We start from the raw sequence: 13,777 nt of genomic DNA, 5'->3' as shown, positions 1-13,777 counted from the left end.
AACAGACAATGGCTATTCGTAAGTACAAGCCCACGACCCCCGGTCGCCGCGGCTCCAGCGTTGCCGACTTCGCCGAGATCACCCGCTCGACGCCCGAGAAGTCGCTCCTGCGCCCGCTGTCCAAGACCGGTGGCCGCAACAACTCCGGCCGCATCACGACGCGTCACATCGGTGGTGGCCACAAGCGCCAGTACCGTCTGATCGACTTCCGTCGCAACGACAAGGACGGCGTCAACGCCAAGGTCGCTCACATCGAGTACGACCCTAACCGCACGGCGCGCATCGCGCTGCTCCACTTCGTGGACGGCACCAAGCGCTACATCCTGGCCCCGAACAAGCTCTCGCAGGGCGACGTCGTGGAGTCGGGCGCCGGCGCCGACATCAAGCCCGGCAACAACCTGCCGCTGCGCAACATCCCGACCGGTACGGTCATCCACGCCATCGAGATCAAGCCGGGAGGCGGCGCCAAGCTCGCCCGCTCGGCCGGCACCTCGGTCCGCCTCGTCGCCAAGGACGGCCCCTACGCGCAGCTCCGCCTGCCGTCGGGCGAGATCCGCAACGTCGATGCGCGCTGCCGCGCCACGATCGGCGAGGTCGGCAACGCCGAGCAGTCGAACATCAACTGGGGCAAGGCCGGCCGCATGCGCTGGAAGGGCGTCCGCCCGACCGTCCGCGGTGTCGCGATGAACCCGGTCGACCACCCGCACGGTGGTGGAGAGGGCAAGACCTCCGGTGGACGCCACCCGGTCAGCCCGTGGGGTCAGTCCGAGGGACGCACCCGTCGCCCCAACAAGGAGAGCGACAAGCTCATCGTTCGCCGCCGCACCGCCGGTAAGAAGCGCAAGTAGGAGTTGTAGAAGATGCCTCGCAGTCTCAAGAAGGGCCCCTTCGTTGACGACCACCTGCTCCGCAAGGTGTTCACGGCCAACGAAGCCGGCAACAAGAACGTCATCAAGACCTGGTCGCGCCGTTCGATGATCATCCCGGCGATGCTGGGTCACACCATCGCGGTCCACGACGGTCGCAAGCACATCCCCGTGTTCGTGACCGAGACCATGGTCGGCCACAAGCTCGGCGAGTTCGCCCCCACTCGGACCTTCCGCGGTCACGAGAAGGACGACAAGAAGGGCCGTCGCCGCTGACGCGGCGACGAGAAGGAGGAGAGAAATGGTGGAGTCGATCGCACGCGTGCGACACATCCGCGTCACCCCCCAGAAGGCTCGCCGTGTCGTGAACCTGATCCGCGGGAAGCAGGCTCAGGAGGCACTGGCCATCCTGAAGTTCGCGCCGCAGGGTGCGTCCGAGCCCGTCTACAAGCTCGTCGCCTCGGCGATGGCCAACGCTCGCGTCAAGGCCGATGCCTCGAACGAGTACCTCGACGACCAGGACCTGATCGTGTCCCGCGCCTTCGTCGATGAGGGAACCACCCTCAAGCGATTCCAGCCCCGTGCTCAGGGTCGTGCCTTCCGCATCAACAAGCGCACCAGCCACATCACCGTCGTGCTGGCCACTCCTGAGGAGGGGACCAAGTAATGGGTCAGAAAGTAAACCCCTACGGTTTCCGTCTGGGAATCACCACCGACCACGTGTCGCGCTGGTTCTCCGACAGCACCAAGAAGGGCCAGCGGTACAGCGACTACCTCGCCGAGGACGTCAAGATCCGCCGACTCCTCGCCACGCAGCTCGACCGTGCGGGCGTCGCCCGCATCGAGATCGAGCGCACCCGTGACCGGGTCCGCGTCGACATCCACACCGCCCGCCCGGGCATCGTGATCGGCCGCCGCGGCGCCGAGGCCGAGCGCATCCGTGCCGACCTCGAGAAGCTCACGGGCAAGCAGATCCAGCTGAACATCCTCGAGGTCAAGAACCCCGAGGCCGAGGCTCAGCTGGTCGCCCAGGGCATCGCCGAGCAGCTCTCCGCCCGCGTGGCCTTCCGCCGCGCGATGCGCAAGGGCCTGCAGGGTGCTCAGCGCGCCGGCGCCAAGGGCGTCCGCATCCAGGTCTCCGGCCGCCTCGGCGGCGCCGAGATGAGCCGCTCGGAGTTCTACCGCGAGGGACGCGTGCCGCTGCACACCCTCCGCGCGAACATCGACTACGGCTTCTACGAGGCGAAGACCACCTTCGGCCGCATCGGCGTGAAGGTCTGGATCTACAAGGGCGACATCACCAACAAGGAGCTCGCCCGCGAGCAGGCGAACAGCAAGTCGTCGCGCCCGGAGCGCAGCGACCGTCCGCGCCGTGCACCCCGCCAGCAGAGCGAGGCGCCCGTCGCAGCAGGAGTTGAGGCATAACCATGTTGATTCCGCGTCGAGTCAAGCACCGCAAGCAGCACCACCCGGGCCGGTCCGGCCAGGCCACCGGTGGCACCAAGGTGTCGTTCGGTGAGTTCGGCATCCAGGCCCTCACCCCCGCCTACGTGACCAACCGTCAGATCGAGTCCGCTCGTATCGCGATGACGCGTCACATCAAGCGCGGCGGAAAGGTGTGGATCAACATCTACCCCGACCGTCCGCTCACCAAGAAGCCCGCCGAGACCCGCATGGGTTCCGGTAAGGGCTCGCCGGAGTGGTGGGTCGCGAACGTCAAGCCGGGTCGCGTCCTCTTCGAGGTCGCCGGCGTCGACGAGCAGCTCGCTCGTGAGGCCATGACCCGTGCCATCCACAAGCTGCCCCTCAAGGCACGCATCATCAAGCGCGAGGAGGGAGACGCGTAATGGCGATCGGATCCAAGGAGCTCGCCCCCGCCGAGCTCGACACCTACGAGGACGAGCGTCTCGTCACCGAGCTGAAGAAGGCCAAGGAGGAGCTGTTCAACCTCCGCTTCCAGTCGGCCACCGGTCAGCTGGACACCAACGGCCGCCTGCGTGCCGTCAAGCGCGACATCGCCCGCATCTACACGGTCATCCGTGAGCGCGAGCTGGGCATCCGCGCCACCCCCGCACCCGTCGAGGCCCCGGCCAAGGCGGAGAAGAAGCCCAAGACCAAGAAGGCCGCCAAGGCCGAGGTCGAGGCGACCGAGTCGAACGAGGAGGCCAAGTAATGGCAACCGTCAATGACAGCGCCGGCCACGAGTCGGCCGCCCACGACGTGAAGGAGGCGGGCGCTCGCGGATACCGCAAGACCCGTCGCGGCTACGTCACCAGCGACAAGATGGACAAGACCATCGTCGTCGAGGTCGAGGACCGGGTGAAGCACCCGCTGTACGGCAAGGTCATCCGCCGTACGTCCAAGGTCAAGGTCCACGACGAGCTGAACTCCGCCGGCATCGGCGACTCCGTCGTCATCAGCGAGACCCGTCCCCTCAGCGCCACCAAGCGCTGGCGCCTGGTCGAGATCCTCGAGAAGGCCAAGTAGGCCGCGGCCTACTTGAGTTAGCAGGAGAGACACATGCTTCAGCAAGAATCCCGAGTCAAGGTCGCCGACAACACCGGCGCCAAGATGCTCCTCACCATCCGCGTCCTCGGAGGCTCCGGCCGCCGCTACGCGGGCCTCGGTGACATCATCGTCGCCACCGTCAAGGACGCGATCCCCGGTGGCAACGTGAAGAAGGGCGACGTGGTCAAGGCCGTCATCGTCCGCACCATCAAGCAGACCCGTCGCGCCGACGGCTCGTACATCAAGTTCGACGAGAACGCCGCCGTCATCCTCAAGAACGACGGGGACCCCCGTGGCACCCGCATCTTCGGACCGGTCGGTCGCGAGCTCCGCGACAAGAAGTTCATGAAGATCGTCTCGCTGGCACCGGAGGTTATCTAGTCATGGCCAAGATCAAGAAGGGTGACCTCGTCCAGGTCATCTCGGGCGCTACCCAGGCCCGCGGTGGAGACCGCGGCAAGCAGGGCAAGGTCCTCGAGGTGCTGGTCGAGCGCAACCGCGTCGTCGTCGAGGGCGTGAACTTCGTCAAGAAGCACGTCCGCGTCGGCCAGACGCAGCGCGGCTCGAAGGAGGGCGGCATCGAGACCGTCGAGGCCTCGATCCACATCTCCAACGTCGCGCTCGTCGACCCGAAGACCAAGAAGCCGACCCGGGTCGGCCACCGCAACGTGGCCGTCACCAAGGACGGCGTGACCAAGACCGTTCGCGTGCGCTACGCGAAGGCGTCGGGTGAGGAACTGTAATGACTGACACCACCGCAGTGGCTGCGAAGGTTCAGCCGCGGCTCAAGGCCAAGTACCAGGCCGACATCATCCCCGCTCTCAAGGAGCAGTTCGGCTTCGGCAACGTCCACCAGGTCCCCGGCCTGGTCAAGGTCGTCGTCAACACCGGTGTCGGTGAGGCCGCCCGCGATGGCAAGATCATCGACGGTGCGGTCAAGGACCTCACCGCTATCACCGGTCAGAAGCCGCAGGTCACCAAGGCCCGCAAGTCCATCGCGCAGTTCAAGCTGCGCGAGGGCCAGGCCATCGGCGCTCACGTCACCCTCCGGGGCGACCGCGCCTGGGAGTTCCTGGACCGCCTGCTCTCGGTGGCGCTGCCCCGCATCCGCGACTTCCGCGGGCTGTCGGACCGCCAGTTCGACGGCAACGGCAATTACACCTTCGGCATCACGGAGCAGTCGATCTTCCATGAGATCGACCAGGACCGCATCGACCGCGTCCGCGGCTTCGACGTGACCGTCGTGACCACCGCCAAGACCGACGACGAGGGTCGCGCGCTGCTCAAGCAGCTCGGCTTCCCGTTCAAGTCGTCGGACAACGCGTAAGCAGCAAGCCTCGAGGCCGGGGGACGGTGAGAACCGCCCTCCGGCCTCGTCGTGCGTCCGCCGCCGGACCGGTCCGTCCGGAGCCGGCGGCGGGCGCCACGCGGGATCCCCGGATCCCGTGCACGATCGGCCCTCGACCGCAGGACCTCGGCCATGTAGCATGGCTCGTTGGCCTGCGTTCGCGCGGCCGCATGGGCGTCGACGTCGTCGGCGCCGTCCCACACCACAGGTCGTCACTCTTGTAAAGGGTGCCGAAACCAGGCGAGAAAGGCACCATCAGCCATGACCATGACTGATCCGGTCGCAGATCTGCTGACCAGAATCCGTAACGCGAACTCCGCGCACCACGACTCCATCACCCTCCCGGGCTCGAAGCTCAAGGCCAACATCGCTGAGATCCTCAAGACCGAGGGCTACATCGCGGACTGGAAGGTCGAGGAGGCGCGCGTCGGCACGACGCTCTCCATCTCCCTCAAGTACGGCCCGAACCGCGAGCGCTCGATCGCCGGCATCAAGCGGGTCTCGAAGCCCGGACTCCGCGTGTACGCGAAGTCGGCCGAGATCCCCACCGTGCTCGGCGGCCTCGGCGTCGCCATCCTGTCCACCTCGAGCGGTCTCCTGACCGACCGCCAGGCCGAGAAGAAGGGCGTGGGTGGGGAAGTCCTCGCCTACGTGTGGTAACCCCTCATGTCGCGTATTGGAAGACTCCCCATCGAGATCCCGGCGGGCGTCGACGTCTCCGTCGCCGGATCCGCTGTGACCGTCAAGGGCCCCAAGGGCGAGCTGACCGTCTCGGTCGCCAGCCCCATCCAGGTGTCCGTCGAGAACGGCCAGGTGCTGGTCTCGCGTCCCGATGACGAGCGCGAGTCGCGCTCGCTCCACGGCCTCACCCGCACGCTCATCGCGAACGACATCATCGGTGTCACGCAGGGCTACTCCAAGGGCCTCGAGGTCGTCGGAACCGGTTACCGCGTGCTGGCGAAGGGCTCGGACATCGAGTTCGCGCTCGGCTTCTCGCACCCCGTCGTCGTCACCCCGCCCGCGGGCATCTCGTTCACGGTCGAGGGCAACAACAAGCTCACCGTGCACGGCATCTCGAAGCAGGCCGTCGGTGAGGTGGCCGCCAACATTCGTAAGATCCGCAAGCCCGAGCCCTACAAGGGCAAGGGCGTGCGCTACGCCGGCGAGGTCGTTCGCCGCAAGGCCGGAAAGAGCGGTAAGTGATCATGGGACTCGGAACCAGAGGAAAGAGCAAGTCCGCTGCGCGCGGTCGTCGTCACGACCGTCTGCGCAAGAAGGTCGTCGGATCCGCCGAGCGCCCCCGCCTCGTCGTCAACCGCTCGGCCCGCCACGTCTTCGTGCAGGTCGTCGACGACGCTCAGGGCCGCACCCTCGCGTCGGCGTCGACCCTCGAGGCCGACCTGCGCGTGTTCGACGGCGACAAGACCGCCAAGGCCCGCAAGGTCGGCGAGCTCGTCGCCGAGCGCGCCAAGAACGCCGGTGTCGAGGCGGTCGTCTTCGACCGCGGAGGCAACAAGTACGCCGGTCGCGTCGCCGCGATCGCCGATGGAGCACGAGAGGCAGGGCTCAACCTGTGAGCGCCGCAGAGAACAAGGAACCCGAGGTCGCCGCTGTGTCGGAGGCCCCCGTCGAGACCGCTGCGTCCACGCAGCCGCAGCAGGAGGCTCGTGAGCCCCGCCGCGGCGGCCGCGACCGCAACCAGGGTGGCCGCGACCGCGGTGGCCGTGACGCCGAGAAGAGCCAGTTCCTCGAGCGCGTCGTGACCATCAACCGCGTGTCGAAGGTCGTCAAGGGCGGCCGTCGCTTCAGCTTCACCGCGCTCGTGGTCGTCGGAGACGGCAACGGACTGGTGGGCGTCGGCTACGGCAAGGCCCGCGAGGTCCCGACCGCCATCTCCAAGGGCGTCGAGGAGGCGAAGAAGAACTTCTTCCGCGTCCCCCGCGTCGCCTCGACCATCCCGCACCCCGTCCAGGGTGAGGCCGCCGCCGGTGTGGTGCTCCTGCGCCCCGCCGCCGCGGGTACCGGTGTCATCGCCGGCGGTCCCGTCCGCGCCGTCCTCGAGTGCGCCGGCATCCACGACGTCCTGAGCAAGTCGCTCGGCTCGTCGAACACCATCAACATCGTCCACGCGACCGTCGAGGCTCTGAAGCAGCTCGAGGAGCCGCGCGCCGTCGCCGCTCGTCGTGGTCTCGACTTCGACCAGGTCGCGCCGGCACGTCTCGTCCGTGCCGAGGCCGACGCCCTCGCCGCCGCGTCCAACGCGAAGGCAGGTGCCTGATGGCCCAGCTCAAGGTGACCCAGATCAAGTCGAAGGTCAGCGAGAAGCAGTACCAGCGCGACACGCTGCGCTCGCTCGGCCTCAGGAAGATCGGTCAGAGCGTCGTCCGCGAGGACAACGCCCAGAACCGCGGATACGTGAAGACCGTCGCCCACCTGGTGAAGGTCGAGGAGATTGACTAATGGCTGAGACGAAGAAGGCCGCCGCCGCGGAGTCCACGACTCCCGCGCAGGCGACCACCACGAAGGGCGCGGCGGCGCCGGCGACCAAGGAGCACGTGCTCAAGGTCCACCACCTCCGCCCCGCTGCCGGAGCCAAGAAGGCCAAGACCCGCGTGGGTCGCGGTGAGGGCTCCAAGGGAAAGACCGCCGGTCGCGGCACCAAGGGCACCAAGGCCCGCTACCAGGTGCGCGTCGGCTTCGAGGGTGGGCAGATGCCGCTGCACATGCGCACCCCGAAGCTCCGCGGCTTCAAGAACCCGTTCCGGGTCGAGTACCAGGTCGTGAACCTGTCCGCTCTCGCGGAGCTCTACCCCCAGGGCGGCGACGTCACCATCGGCGACCTGGTCGCCAAGGGTGCTGTCCGCAAGAACGAGAAGGTCAAAGTCCTCGGGGACGGCGACATTGCGGTTAAGCTGAACGTCGCGGTCGACAAGGTCTCCAGCTCTGCCGAGCAGAAGATCGTCGCTGCGGGCGGATCCATCAAGTAGCACCAGCAGCTTGTCGGTCGAGCTTGTCACGCCGACTCCCTCCGGGAGCGCGTGGCAAGCTCGACCTGTATCCCGCACCACAGAATTGAGCAGGAGACCTTAGGTAGTGTTTGGCGCCGTTGCGCGGATCTTCCGCACCCCCGACCTCCGCCGCAAGATCGGCTTCACCCTCGCGATCGTGGCGATCTTCCGGCTGGGATCCTTCATCCCTGCTCCGTTCGTCGACTTCAGCGCCGTGCAGGCCTGTCTCGCCGGCAACCAGGGCACCTCGGGTCTCTACGAGCTCGTGAACCTCTTCAGCGGTGGAGCACTGCTCCAGCTGTCGATCTTCGCGCTCGGGATCATGCCGTACATCACGGCGTCGATCATCGTGCAGCTGCTGCGCGTGGTCATCCCTCACTTCGAGACCCTGTACAAGGAGGGGCAGTCCGGTCAGGGCAAGCTCACCCAGTACACGCGGTACCTCACCATCGCGCTCGGCGTCCTCCAGTCGACGACGCTGATCACCGTCGCCCGCTCGGGCGCCCTCTTCGGCAACTCCGGCGTCCCGGAGTGCTCGGCGCTCATCATCACCGACGAGTGGTACTCCATCCTCCTCATGGTCATCACCATGACCGCGGGCACCGGGATCATCATGTGGATGGGCGAGCTCATCACCGAGCGCGGCATCGGCAACGGCATGTCGCTGCTGATCTTCACCTCGATCGCCGCCCAGTTCCCCACCTCCCTGTGGTCGATCGCGCAGTCGCGCGGCTTCGAGACCTTCCTCCTCGTCCTCGGCGTGGGCCTCGTGCTCGTGGTCGCCGTGGTCTTCGTGGAGCAGTCTCAGCGGCGGATCCCCGTGCAGTACGCCAAGCGGATGGTCGGCCGCCGCACCTACGGCGGCAACAACACCTACATCCCGATCAAGGTCAACATGGCCGGCGTCGTGCCCGTCATCTTCGCCTCGTCGCTGCTGTACCTGCCCGCGCTCATCGCGCAGTTCAACCAGCCCGCCGCTGGCCAGGAGGCCCCGGTCTGGGTCACCTGGATCACGAACTACCTCACCAAGGGCGATCACCCGCTCTACATGGCGCTGTACTTCCTCCTGATCGTGGGCTTCACCTACTTCTACGTCGCGATCACCTTCAACCCGGACGAGGTCGCCGACAACATGAAGCGCTACGGCGGCTTCATCCCCGGCATCCGCGCCGGCCGCCCGACCGCCGAGTACCTCAACTACGTGCTCACCCGGGTGACGCTGCCCGGATCGGTCTACCTCGGCCTCATCGCGCTCGTGCCCCTCGTGGCTCTCGCGCTGGTCGGTGCGAACCAGAACTTCCCCTTCGGCGGCACGTCCATCCTGATCATCGTCGGAGTCGGCCTGGAGACGGTGAAGCAGATCGACTCCCAGCTGCAGCAGCGCCACTACGAAGGACTCCTCCGATGACGTCGCACCCGATCGGCTTCCGTCTCCTGCTGATAGGCCCTCCCGGCGCAGGCAAGGGGACCCAGGCCGCTCGGCTGAGCGACATCCTCCGGGTGCCCGCCATCTCCACCGGGGACATCTTCCGCGCGAACGTCGCCAACGAGACCGAGCTCGGTCTCCAGGCGAAGGCCTACCTCGACAACGGGCGCTACGTGCCGGACGAGCTGACCAACGCGATCGTGCACGACCGCCTCCAGGAGGCGGACGCGTCGACCGGGTTCCTGCTCGACGGCTATCCGCGCACCACGGAGCAGGTCGACGAGCTCGACCGCATCCTCGCCGCGGACGACAACCGGCTCGACGCGGTCGTCCAGCTCACGGCCGATCCCGACGAGGTCGTCGGCCGCCTGCTCAAGCGCTCGCTCGAGCAGGGGCGCAGCGACGACACCGAGGACGTCATCCGGCGCCGACTCGCGCTCTACGAGGAGCAGACCGCTCCGCTCATCGACGTCTACGCGGCCCGCGGGCTCGTGGTCGTGGTCGACGGCCTCGGACCGGTCGACGAGGTGACCGAGCGGATCGTCGTCGCCCTCGAGGGCCACCGCGTGGGCCGCCTCGACACCCCGGCCGCCTGAGCCGTGGCGTTCCGCTCCTCGCTCTACAAGACGCCCGCGCAGCTGCGGTCGATGCTCGCTCCGGGCCTCGCCACGGCCGCCTCGCTCGACGCGGTCCGCGCGGCGGTCCGCCCGGGCGTCACCACGCTCGAGCTCGACGCGATCGCCGAGGCGGCGATCGTCGCGCTCGGCGGCCACTCGAACTTCCAGCTCGTCCCGGGCTACCGGCACACGATCTGCGCCTCGGTCAACGACGAGGTGGTCCACGGCATCCCCGGCGGGCGCGTGCTCGAGCCGGGCGACCTGGTCTCCATCGACAGCGGCGCCGAGATCGACGGCTGGAACGGCGACTCCGCGATGACGGTGGTCCTGCCCGATCCCTCCCGCCCGGAGGAGGTCGCGGCACGCGCCGAGCTCTCGCGGGTGACCGAGGGATCCCTGTGGCGGGGGATCGCCGCCCTCGCCTCCGCCCGACACCTCAACGAGGTCGGCGCGGCGATCGAGGAGTACATCGAGGACGAGGCCGAGCGCTCGGGCCGCGTCTACGGCATCCTCACCGACTACATCGGCCACGGCATCGGGCGCACCATGCACGAGGCTCCGCCGGTCTTCAACTACCGGGTGCGCCAGCGCGGCCCCGAGGTGAAGCCGGGACTCGTCGTCGCGATCGAGCCGATGGTCACAGCGGGCAGCGCCGAGACCTTCGTCCGCGAGGACGAGTGGACGGTCGCGACCGAGGACAGCAGCATGGCCGCCCACTGGGAGCACTCCGTCGCCGTGCACCACGACGGCATCTGGGTCACCACGCTCGCCGACGGCGGCGCGGCCGGCCTCGCCCCCTACGGGATCGTGCCGACGCCCTTCGCCTAGAGGCCCCGACGCGGAGCTCCTTCGATCCGATGCGGAGGAGGCTCCTCGTGGCCTCTCGCGCCCGGCGGGGGTCCGCCGGGCGCCCACGAAGCGCGGGAGCGGGAGGACGACAGCGCCCTCCGGCTCCACCCGGAGTGCGGGAGTCGGCTAGCTGTCGATCACCCGCACCAGCTCCTCGATGAAGCCGCCGAAGTCCGTGGAGCGCCGGATGAGTCGCTGCACCTCCGCCCGGTCGGCGAACACCTCGACGAACTGGTCGAACACCGACTGGAAGGTGCTGCGGCCGGCCGAGGCGAACGCGATCATCGCGATCACGTTCACCCGCTGCTCGCCCCACTCCATCGCGGTGTCGTTCACGACGATCGCGATGGAGGTGCGGCGGGCGCTCATCGCCATCGCGTGCGGGACCGCGAGGTTGTCGGTGAACGCCGTGGAGCTCATCCGCTCGCGCTCGATGGCGCCGTCGACGTAGTCCTCGTCGATGATGCCGCCGGCGATCATCCGCTCGCCCAGCATCCGGATCATCGCCGCCTCGTCGCGCGCGTGCACGTTGCGGAAGAACAGCTCCTCGTCGAAGAACTGCAGCAGCTCGTCCTTGATCTGCGCGCGGCGGCGGTGCCGGCGGACGCGGGCGATGGCCCGGCGCACCGTCTCGACGTCGTGGTCGGTGAGGAACGGCTGCACGACCACGACGTCATCGGACGCGGGGCGCTCGTCGATCGTGGTGATCACGAGGTCGGCGGTGAGCCGGTCCCAGTCGACGTCGCTCCGCGTGATCAGCGAGCGCACCTCCACCTCGGTGCCGAGCGAGCGCTCGACGCGCAGGCGCAGCATGTGAGCGAGGTCGTAGTAGTTGGGGCAGACGATCACGCAGGACAGACGCTCCTCCCGCCGGGACACCCGCTCGAGGAACGAGCCGACGTGGAGGGCGATGTAGGCGATCTCGTCCTCGTTGACCACGACGCCCCGCCGGCGTTGCAACCCGCTCGCCAGGAACACGGCGATCTCGTAGGTCATCGGGTAGCTGGTCTTGATCGAGCGGGTGAGCGGGTTGCGGGAGTAGCCGCCCTCGGCGGCCCGGGCGATCAGGTTCCGCACGTGCAGGGCGAGGCGGACGATGAAGCCCTCGTCGTCGAGGTCGACCAGGTACTCGCGGTTGACGTCGGCGACGAGCTCGCGGACGACGGCGAGGTCCTCCGGGTCGAGGTAGTTCTCGACCACGGCGGCGACCGGCTCGTTCTGCCCGGGCGTCGCCACCCGCGTCGTCATCAGGATCGCTAGCTGGGCGAGCTCGGCGTCGGTCAGGCGCGTCGCGAAGTGCCGCTCCACCAGCTCCGCCAGCAGGGCCGCGAGCTCGCCGTGGATCGCGGGGGAGGGGCGGGAGCCGGCGGGGTCCCCGATGCCCCGGGCGACGCGGTCGACGGCGATCGCGATGTGGAGGAGGACGCTGTTCACGCCGTAGTCGTTGATGTAGTAGCCGCGGGTCTCGAGCTCGGCCAGCAGCTCGGTCTTGAAGGCGCCGAGGCCGGGGGAGGCGAACTCGCGCTGGACGTCGTCGAGCGTGAAGACGCCCTGCGCGCTCTCGTCGCGGAACATCCGCGAGATCAGGCGGCGGCGGGCCTCCTCGCTGCCCTCGAGGCGCACCGACGGGCCGCGCCGGACCAGCCCGAGGCCGGCCTCGTCGGCGAGGGCCTTCACCCGGCGCAGATCGGCGTCGACGGTCGACTCGCTCACCGACAGCGCGTCGGCGAGGGCGAAGACGTCCAGGCCCTCGTCGGAGTCGACCAGGCGGCGGACGATGCTGTACAGCCGGTCGCGCGGGGTGTCGGGCTCGACGTCGCGGCTGCGCTGCGCCTCCAGGTAGGCCGCGTACGCCTCGCGCGCGAGGCGGTAGCCGTTCGCGGAGGACTCGACCGGCTCCAGCGGGGCGGCCTGCGCCTTCACCGCGGTGACGTAGCTCCGGACGCTGCGGGTGGTGACTCCGAGCCTGTCGGCGAGCTCGTGCGCCGTCACCCAGCCGTCGGCGCGGGAGAGGTACTCCAGCAGTCGTTCGCGGTTGTCAAGCATCAGGCTCCAGGCGTGCGGTCGGGGCGGGCGCCGGGAGCGCCACGACCCTGCCGCGGGCCCGCAGTACGCGGGCGGCGAGTCGTACGTCCCGTCAGTCAATCACCCCGGCGACGCGCCCGGGAGCCCCCGCGCCGCGGGTGGAAGGGGCCGTCTTCCGCCCCCGCGGAAGATTGTCTGCTGGAGGGTGCCGCCCCTCCGAGGGGATGCTTGGATGAATCACGACCCGGACGCGAGGAGGCGAACGAGGTGCGGAAGATCCTGATCGTCTGCGGTGCAGGCGCGTCGAGCACGTTCCTGGCCCACCGGCTGCGAGCGGGCGCGAAGGAGCGCGGCATGGATGCCGTGTTCCGCTCCGAGACCCTCACCGGTCTCGACCACTCCCTCCCCGAGGCCGACGTCCTCCTCGTGGGGCCGCACCTCGAGTCGCAGTTCGACGGACTCCGCCACCGTGCGGAGCTCGTGGGAGCCGCGGCCGCCCTCCTCCCGCCCGATGTCTTCGGAGCGCACGGTGCCGATGCCGTGCTCGAGACCCTGCCCGTCCTCTTCGCCGCTCGCGCGGTCGTCGCAGGCGCGGACGGGGACTCCTCCACCCGCCCGGTCCGTCCGGGCGAGCCCGACTCCGGGCACCACTGATGCAGTCGCGACTGCAGGATCAAGGAGAAACGTTCATGGTCGAGCGCACCGTGCAGGTTGCATCGTCGAAGGGCCTCCACGCCCGCCCCGCCTCGCTCTTCAGCCAGGCCGCGGCGAAGTCGGGTCAGAAGGTCCTCGTCGCCAAGGGCGACGCGACCCCGGTCAACGCCGCGTCGATCCTCGGGATCATCTCGCTCGGCATCGAGCACGGCGACGAGCTCACCGTCAGCGTCGAGGGCGACAACGAGCAGGCCGTGCTCGAGGAGCTCGCGACCTTCCTCACCACCGACCACGACGCGTGACGCGGAGCGTCACGCAAGGCGGCCGGCCCCGGCGCCCACGGCGCCGGTAGCCGCGGCAGCCCCTGGAGCGTGACGTCGACTCTCACTGGGTCGCACCAAGCGCCTGCGGGACCCGGCCCCGCCCTCTGCAGGCCCCACGCCGCCTGATCTCGCGGAACATCCGCGACGAGAGCG

At 68.7% G+C, this 13,777-nt stretch carries 22 protein-coding genes; 21 read left to right on the top strand and 1 reads right to left on the bottom strand.

Translation table 11 applies throughout. The features are described 5' to 3' along the window. Window positions 1-8: 8 nt before the first annotated feature. The 19 genes from rplB (at window position 9) to map (ending at window position 10,601) form a co-directional block, all read left to right on the top strand. Complete coding sequence (rplB, locus tag C5D09_RS11855) at window positions 9-848, top strand: 50S ribosomal protein L2 (RefSeq protein WP_068251462.1); 840 nt, start codon at window positions 9-11, stop codon at window positions 846-848. Between the two features lie 12 nt (window positions 849-860). Continuing rightward, entirely contained in the window at window positions 861-1,142 is a 282-nt protein-coding gene (gene rpsS / locus C5D09_RS11850; RefSeq protein ID WP_055787078.1) for a 30S ribosomal protein S19, read from the top strand. Window positions 1,143-1,167: 25 nt separating this feature from the next. Further along, a complete protein-coding gene (gene rplV, locus C5D09_RS11845; RefSeq protein WP_077221988.1) occupies window positions 1,168-1,533 on the top strand; it encodes a 50S ribosomal protein L22 in 366 nt (121 codons plus the stop codon). After that, on the top strand, window positions 1,533-2,291 hold the full coding sequence (gene rpsC, locus C5D09_RS11840; RefSeq protein WP_068209439.1) for a 30S ribosomal protein S3: 759 nt from the start codon (window positions 1,533-1,535) through the stop codon (window positions 2,289-2,291). The genes rplV and rpsC overlap by 1 nt, the downstream gene beginning before the upstream one ends. Before the next feature lie 2 nt (window positions 2,292-2,293). Further along, a complete protein-coding gene (gene rplP, locus C5D09_RS11835; RefSeq protein ID WP_068209436.1) occupies window positions 2,294-2,713 on the top strand; it encodes a 50S ribosomal protein L16 in 420 nt (139 codons plus the stop codon). Further along, on the top strand, window positions 2,713-3,039 hold the full coding sequence (rpmC, locus tag C5D09_RS11830) for a 50S ribosomal protein L29 (protein WP_104224564.1): 327 nt from the start codon (window positions 2,713-2,715) through the stop codon (window positions 3,037-3,039). The genes rplP and rpmC overlap by 1 nt, the downstream gene beginning before the upstream one ends. Further along, window positions 3,039-3,353: a 30S ribosomal protein S17 gene (gene rpsQ / locus C5D09_RS11825; protein ID WP_104224563.1), complete on the top strand. Its 315-nt coding sequence runs from the start codon at window positions 3,039-3,041 to the stop codon at window positions 3,351-3,353. Before rpmC ends, rpsQ begins: the two co-directional genes overlap by 1 nt. Window positions 3,354-3,386: 33 nt before the next feature. After that, window positions 3,387-3,755 carry a 50S ribosomal protein L14 gene (rplN, locus tag C5D09_RS11820; RefSeq protein ID WP_104224562.1) on the top strand — a complete coding sequence of 123 codons (369 nt, stop codon included), beginning with the start codon at window positions 3,387-3,389 and terminating at the stop codon, window positions 3,753-3,755. Between the two features lie 2 nt (window positions 3,756-3,757). After that, window positions 3,758-4,117, top strand: a complete 360-nt coding sequence (rplX, locus tag C5D09_RS11815) for a 50S ribosomal protein L24 (RefSeq protein ID WP_104224561.1) — start codon at window positions 3,758-3,760, stop codon at window positions 4,115-4,117. Continuing rightward, window positions 4,117-4,701: a 50S ribosomal protein L5 gene (gene rplE / locus C5D09_RS11810; protein WP_068209425.1), complete on the top strand. Its 585-nt coding sequence runs from the start codon at window positions 4,117-4,119 to the stop codon at window positions 4,699-4,701. Before rplX ends, rplE begins: the two co-directional genes overlap by 1 nt. Before the next feature lie 282 nt (window positions 4,702-4,983). After that, on the top strand, window positions 4,984-5,382 hold the full coding sequence (rpsH, locus tag C5D09_RS11805) for a 30S ribosomal protein S8 (RefSeq protein WP_068209423.1): 399 nt from the start codon (window positions 4,984-4,986) through the stop codon (window positions 5,380-5,382). Window positions 5,383-5,388: 6 nt separating this feature from the next. Next, window positions 5,389-5,925, top strand: a complete 537-nt coding sequence (gene rplF / locus C5D09_RS11800) for a 50S ribosomal protein L6 (protein ID WP_104224560.1) — start codon at window positions 5,389-5,391, stop codon at window positions 5,923-5,925. A 2-nt stretch (window positions 5,926-5,927) separates the two neighbouring features. Then, the gene (rplR, locus tag C5D09_RS11795) at window positions 5,928-6,299 is read left to right on the top strand and encodes a 50S ribosomal protein L18 (RefSeq protein ID WP_056037296.1); all 372 of its coding nucleotides are present in this window, start codon (window positions 5,928-5,930) and stop codon (window positions 6,297-6,299) included. Continuing rightward, window positions 6,296-7,000 carry a 30S ribosomal protein S5 gene (gene rpsE / locus C5D09_RS11790; protein WP_104224559.1) on the top strand — a complete coding sequence of 235 codons (705 nt, stop codon included), beginning with the start codon at window positions 6,296-6,298 and terminating at the stop codon, window positions 6,998-7,000. Before rplR ends, rpsE begins: the two co-directional genes overlap by 4 nt. Further along, window positions 7,000-7,182: a 50S ribosomal protein L30 gene (rpmD, locus tag C5D09_RS11785; RefSeq protein WP_181024623.1), complete on the top strand. Its 183-nt coding sequence runs from the start codon at window positions 7,000-7,002 to the stop codon at window positions 7,180-7,182. Before rpsE ends, rpmD begins: the two co-directional genes overlap by 1 nt. Continuing rightward, a complete protein-coding gene (rplO, locus tag C5D09_RS11780) occupies window positions 7,182-7,709 on the top strand; it encodes a 50S ribosomal protein L15 (protein ID WP_104226755.1) in 528 nt (175 codons plus the stop codon). The genes rpmD and rplO overlap by 1 nt, the downstream gene beginning before the upstream one ends. A 106-nt stretch (window positions 7,710-7,815) precedes the next feature. Beyond that, window positions 7,816-9,138 carry a preprotein translocase subunit SecY gene (gene secY, locus C5D09_RS11775; RefSeq protein ID WP_104224557.1) on the top strand — a complete coding sequence of 441 codons (1,323 nt, stop codon included), beginning with the start codon at window positions 7,816-7,818 and terminating at the stop codon, window positions 9,136-9,138. Next, window positions 9,135-9,752, top strand: coding sequence for an adenylate kinase (locus C5D09_RS11770; RefSeq protein WP_181028829.1), 618 nt, complete (start codon window positions 9,135-9,137; stop codon window positions 9,750-9,752). The genes secY and C5D09_RS11770 overlap by 4 nt, the downstream gene beginning before the upstream one ends. Window positions 9,753-9,755: 3 nt before the next feature. Beyond that, window positions 9,756-10,601 carry a type I methionyl aminopeptidase gene (gene map / locus C5D09_RS11765; RefSeq protein ID WP_104226753.1) on the top strand — a complete coding sequence of 282 codons (846 nt, stop codon included), beginning with the start codon at window positions 9,756-9,758 and terminating at the stop codon, window positions 10,599-10,601. 147 nt (window positions 10,602-10,748) lie between these two features. Here map and C5D09_RS11760 read toward each other — a convergent pair whose 3' ends face one another. Next, window positions 10,749-12,668: a BglG family transcription antiterminator gene (locus C5D09_RS11760; RefSeq protein ID WP_104269383.1), complete on the bottom strand. Its 1,920-nt coding sequence runs from the start codon at window positions 12,666-12,668 to the stop codon at window positions 10,749-10,751. 207 nt (window positions 12,669-12,875) lie between these two features. On the opposite strand from C5D09_RS11760, the gene C5D09_RS11755 reads away from it, so the two are divergent. Next, a complete protein-coding gene (locus C5D09_RS11755) occupies window positions 12,876-13,301 on the top strand; it encodes a PTS sugar transporter subunit IIB (protein WP_181065531.1) in 426 nt (141 codons plus the stop codon). Between the two features lie 35 nt (window positions 13,302-13,336). After that, window positions 13,337-13,603 (top strand): HPr family phosphocarrier protein, encoded by a 267-nt coding sequence (locus C5D09_RS11750; RefSeq protein WP_104224553.1) that lies wholly within the window; start codon window positions 13,337-13,339, stop codon window positions 13,601-13,603. The last annotated feature ends 174 nt before the right edge of the window (window positions 13,604-13,777 follow it).

Origin of the sequence: Rathayibacter sp. AY1C9, from assembly GCF_002932315.1 — a bacterium.
Lineage (GTDB): Bacteria > Actinomycetota > Actinomycetes > Actinomycetales > Microbacteriaceae > Rathayibacter.
Note: the sequence above shows the minus strand (reverse complement) of the source record. Positions and strands in the feature narration are given on the sequence as shown.

Coding starts and splice junctions, on each gene's coding strand:
- rpmD (WP_181024623.1), top strand. CDS start 7,000: ATGGCCCAGCTCAAGGTGACCCAGATCAAGTCGAAGGTCAGCGAGAAG.
- rpsC (WP_068209439.1), top strand. CDS start 1,533: ATGGGTCAGAAAGTAAACCCCTACGGTTTCCGTCTGGGAATCACCACC.
- rpsQ (WP_104224563.1), top strand. CDS start 3,039: ATGGCAACCGTCAATGACAGCGCCGGCCACGAGTCGGCCGCCCACGAC.
- rplN (WP_104224562.1), top strand. CDS start 3,387: ATGCTTCAGCAAGAATCCCGAGTCAAGGTCGCCGACAACACCGGCGCC.
- C5D09_RS11750 (WP_104224553.1), top strand. CDS start 13,337: ATGGTCGAGCGCACCGTGCAGGTTGCATCGTCGAAGGGCCTCCACGCC.
- rpsH (WP_068209423.1), top strand. CDS start 4,984: ATGACCATGACTGATCCGGTCGCAGATCTGCTGACCAGAATCCGTAAC.
- rplF (WP_104224560.1), top strand. CDS start 5,389: ATGTCGCGTATTGGAAGACTCCCCATCGAGATCCCGGCGGGCGTCGAC.
- rpmC (WP_104224564.1), top strand. CDS start 2,713: ATGGCGATCGGATCCAAGGAGCTCGCCCCCGCCGAGCTCGACACCTAC.
- rplE (WP_068209425.1), top strand. CDS start 4,117: ATGACTGACACCACCGCAGTGGCTGCGAAGGTTCAGCCGCGGCTCAAG.
- rplB (WP_068251462.1), top strand. CDS start 9: ATGGCTATTCGTAAGTACAAGCCCACGACCCCCGGTCGCCGCGGCTCC.
- rplR (WP_056037296.1), top strand. CDS start 5,928: ATGGGACTCGGAACCAGAGGAAAGAGCAAGTCCGCTGCGCGCGGTCGT.
- C5D09_RS11770 (WP_181028829.1), top strand. CDS start 9,135: ATGACGTCGCACCCGATCGGCTTCCGTCTCCTGCTGATAGGCCCTCCC.
- rplX (WP_104224561.1), top strand. CDS start 3,758: ATGGCCAAGATCAAGAAGGGTGACCTCGTCCAGGTCATCTCGGGCGCT.
- rplP (WP_068209436.1), top strand. CDS start 2,294: ATGTTGATTCCGCGTCGAGTCAAGCACCGCAAGCAGCACCACCCGGGC.
- rplO (WP_104226755.1), top strand. CDS start 7,182: ATGGCTGAGACGAAGAAGGCCGCCGCCGCGGAGTCCACGACTCCCGCG.
- C5D09_RS11760 (WP_104269383.1), bottom strand. CDS start 12,668: ATGCTTGACAACCGCGAACGACTGCTGGAGTACCTCTCCCGCGCCGAC.
- rplV (WP_077221988.1), top strand. CDS start 1,168: ATGGTGGAGTCGATCGCACGCGTGCGACACATCCGCGTCACCCCCCAG.
- rpsS (WP_055787078.1), top strand. CDS start 861: ATGCCTCGCAGTCTCAAGAAGGGCCCCTTCGTTGACGACCACCTGCTC.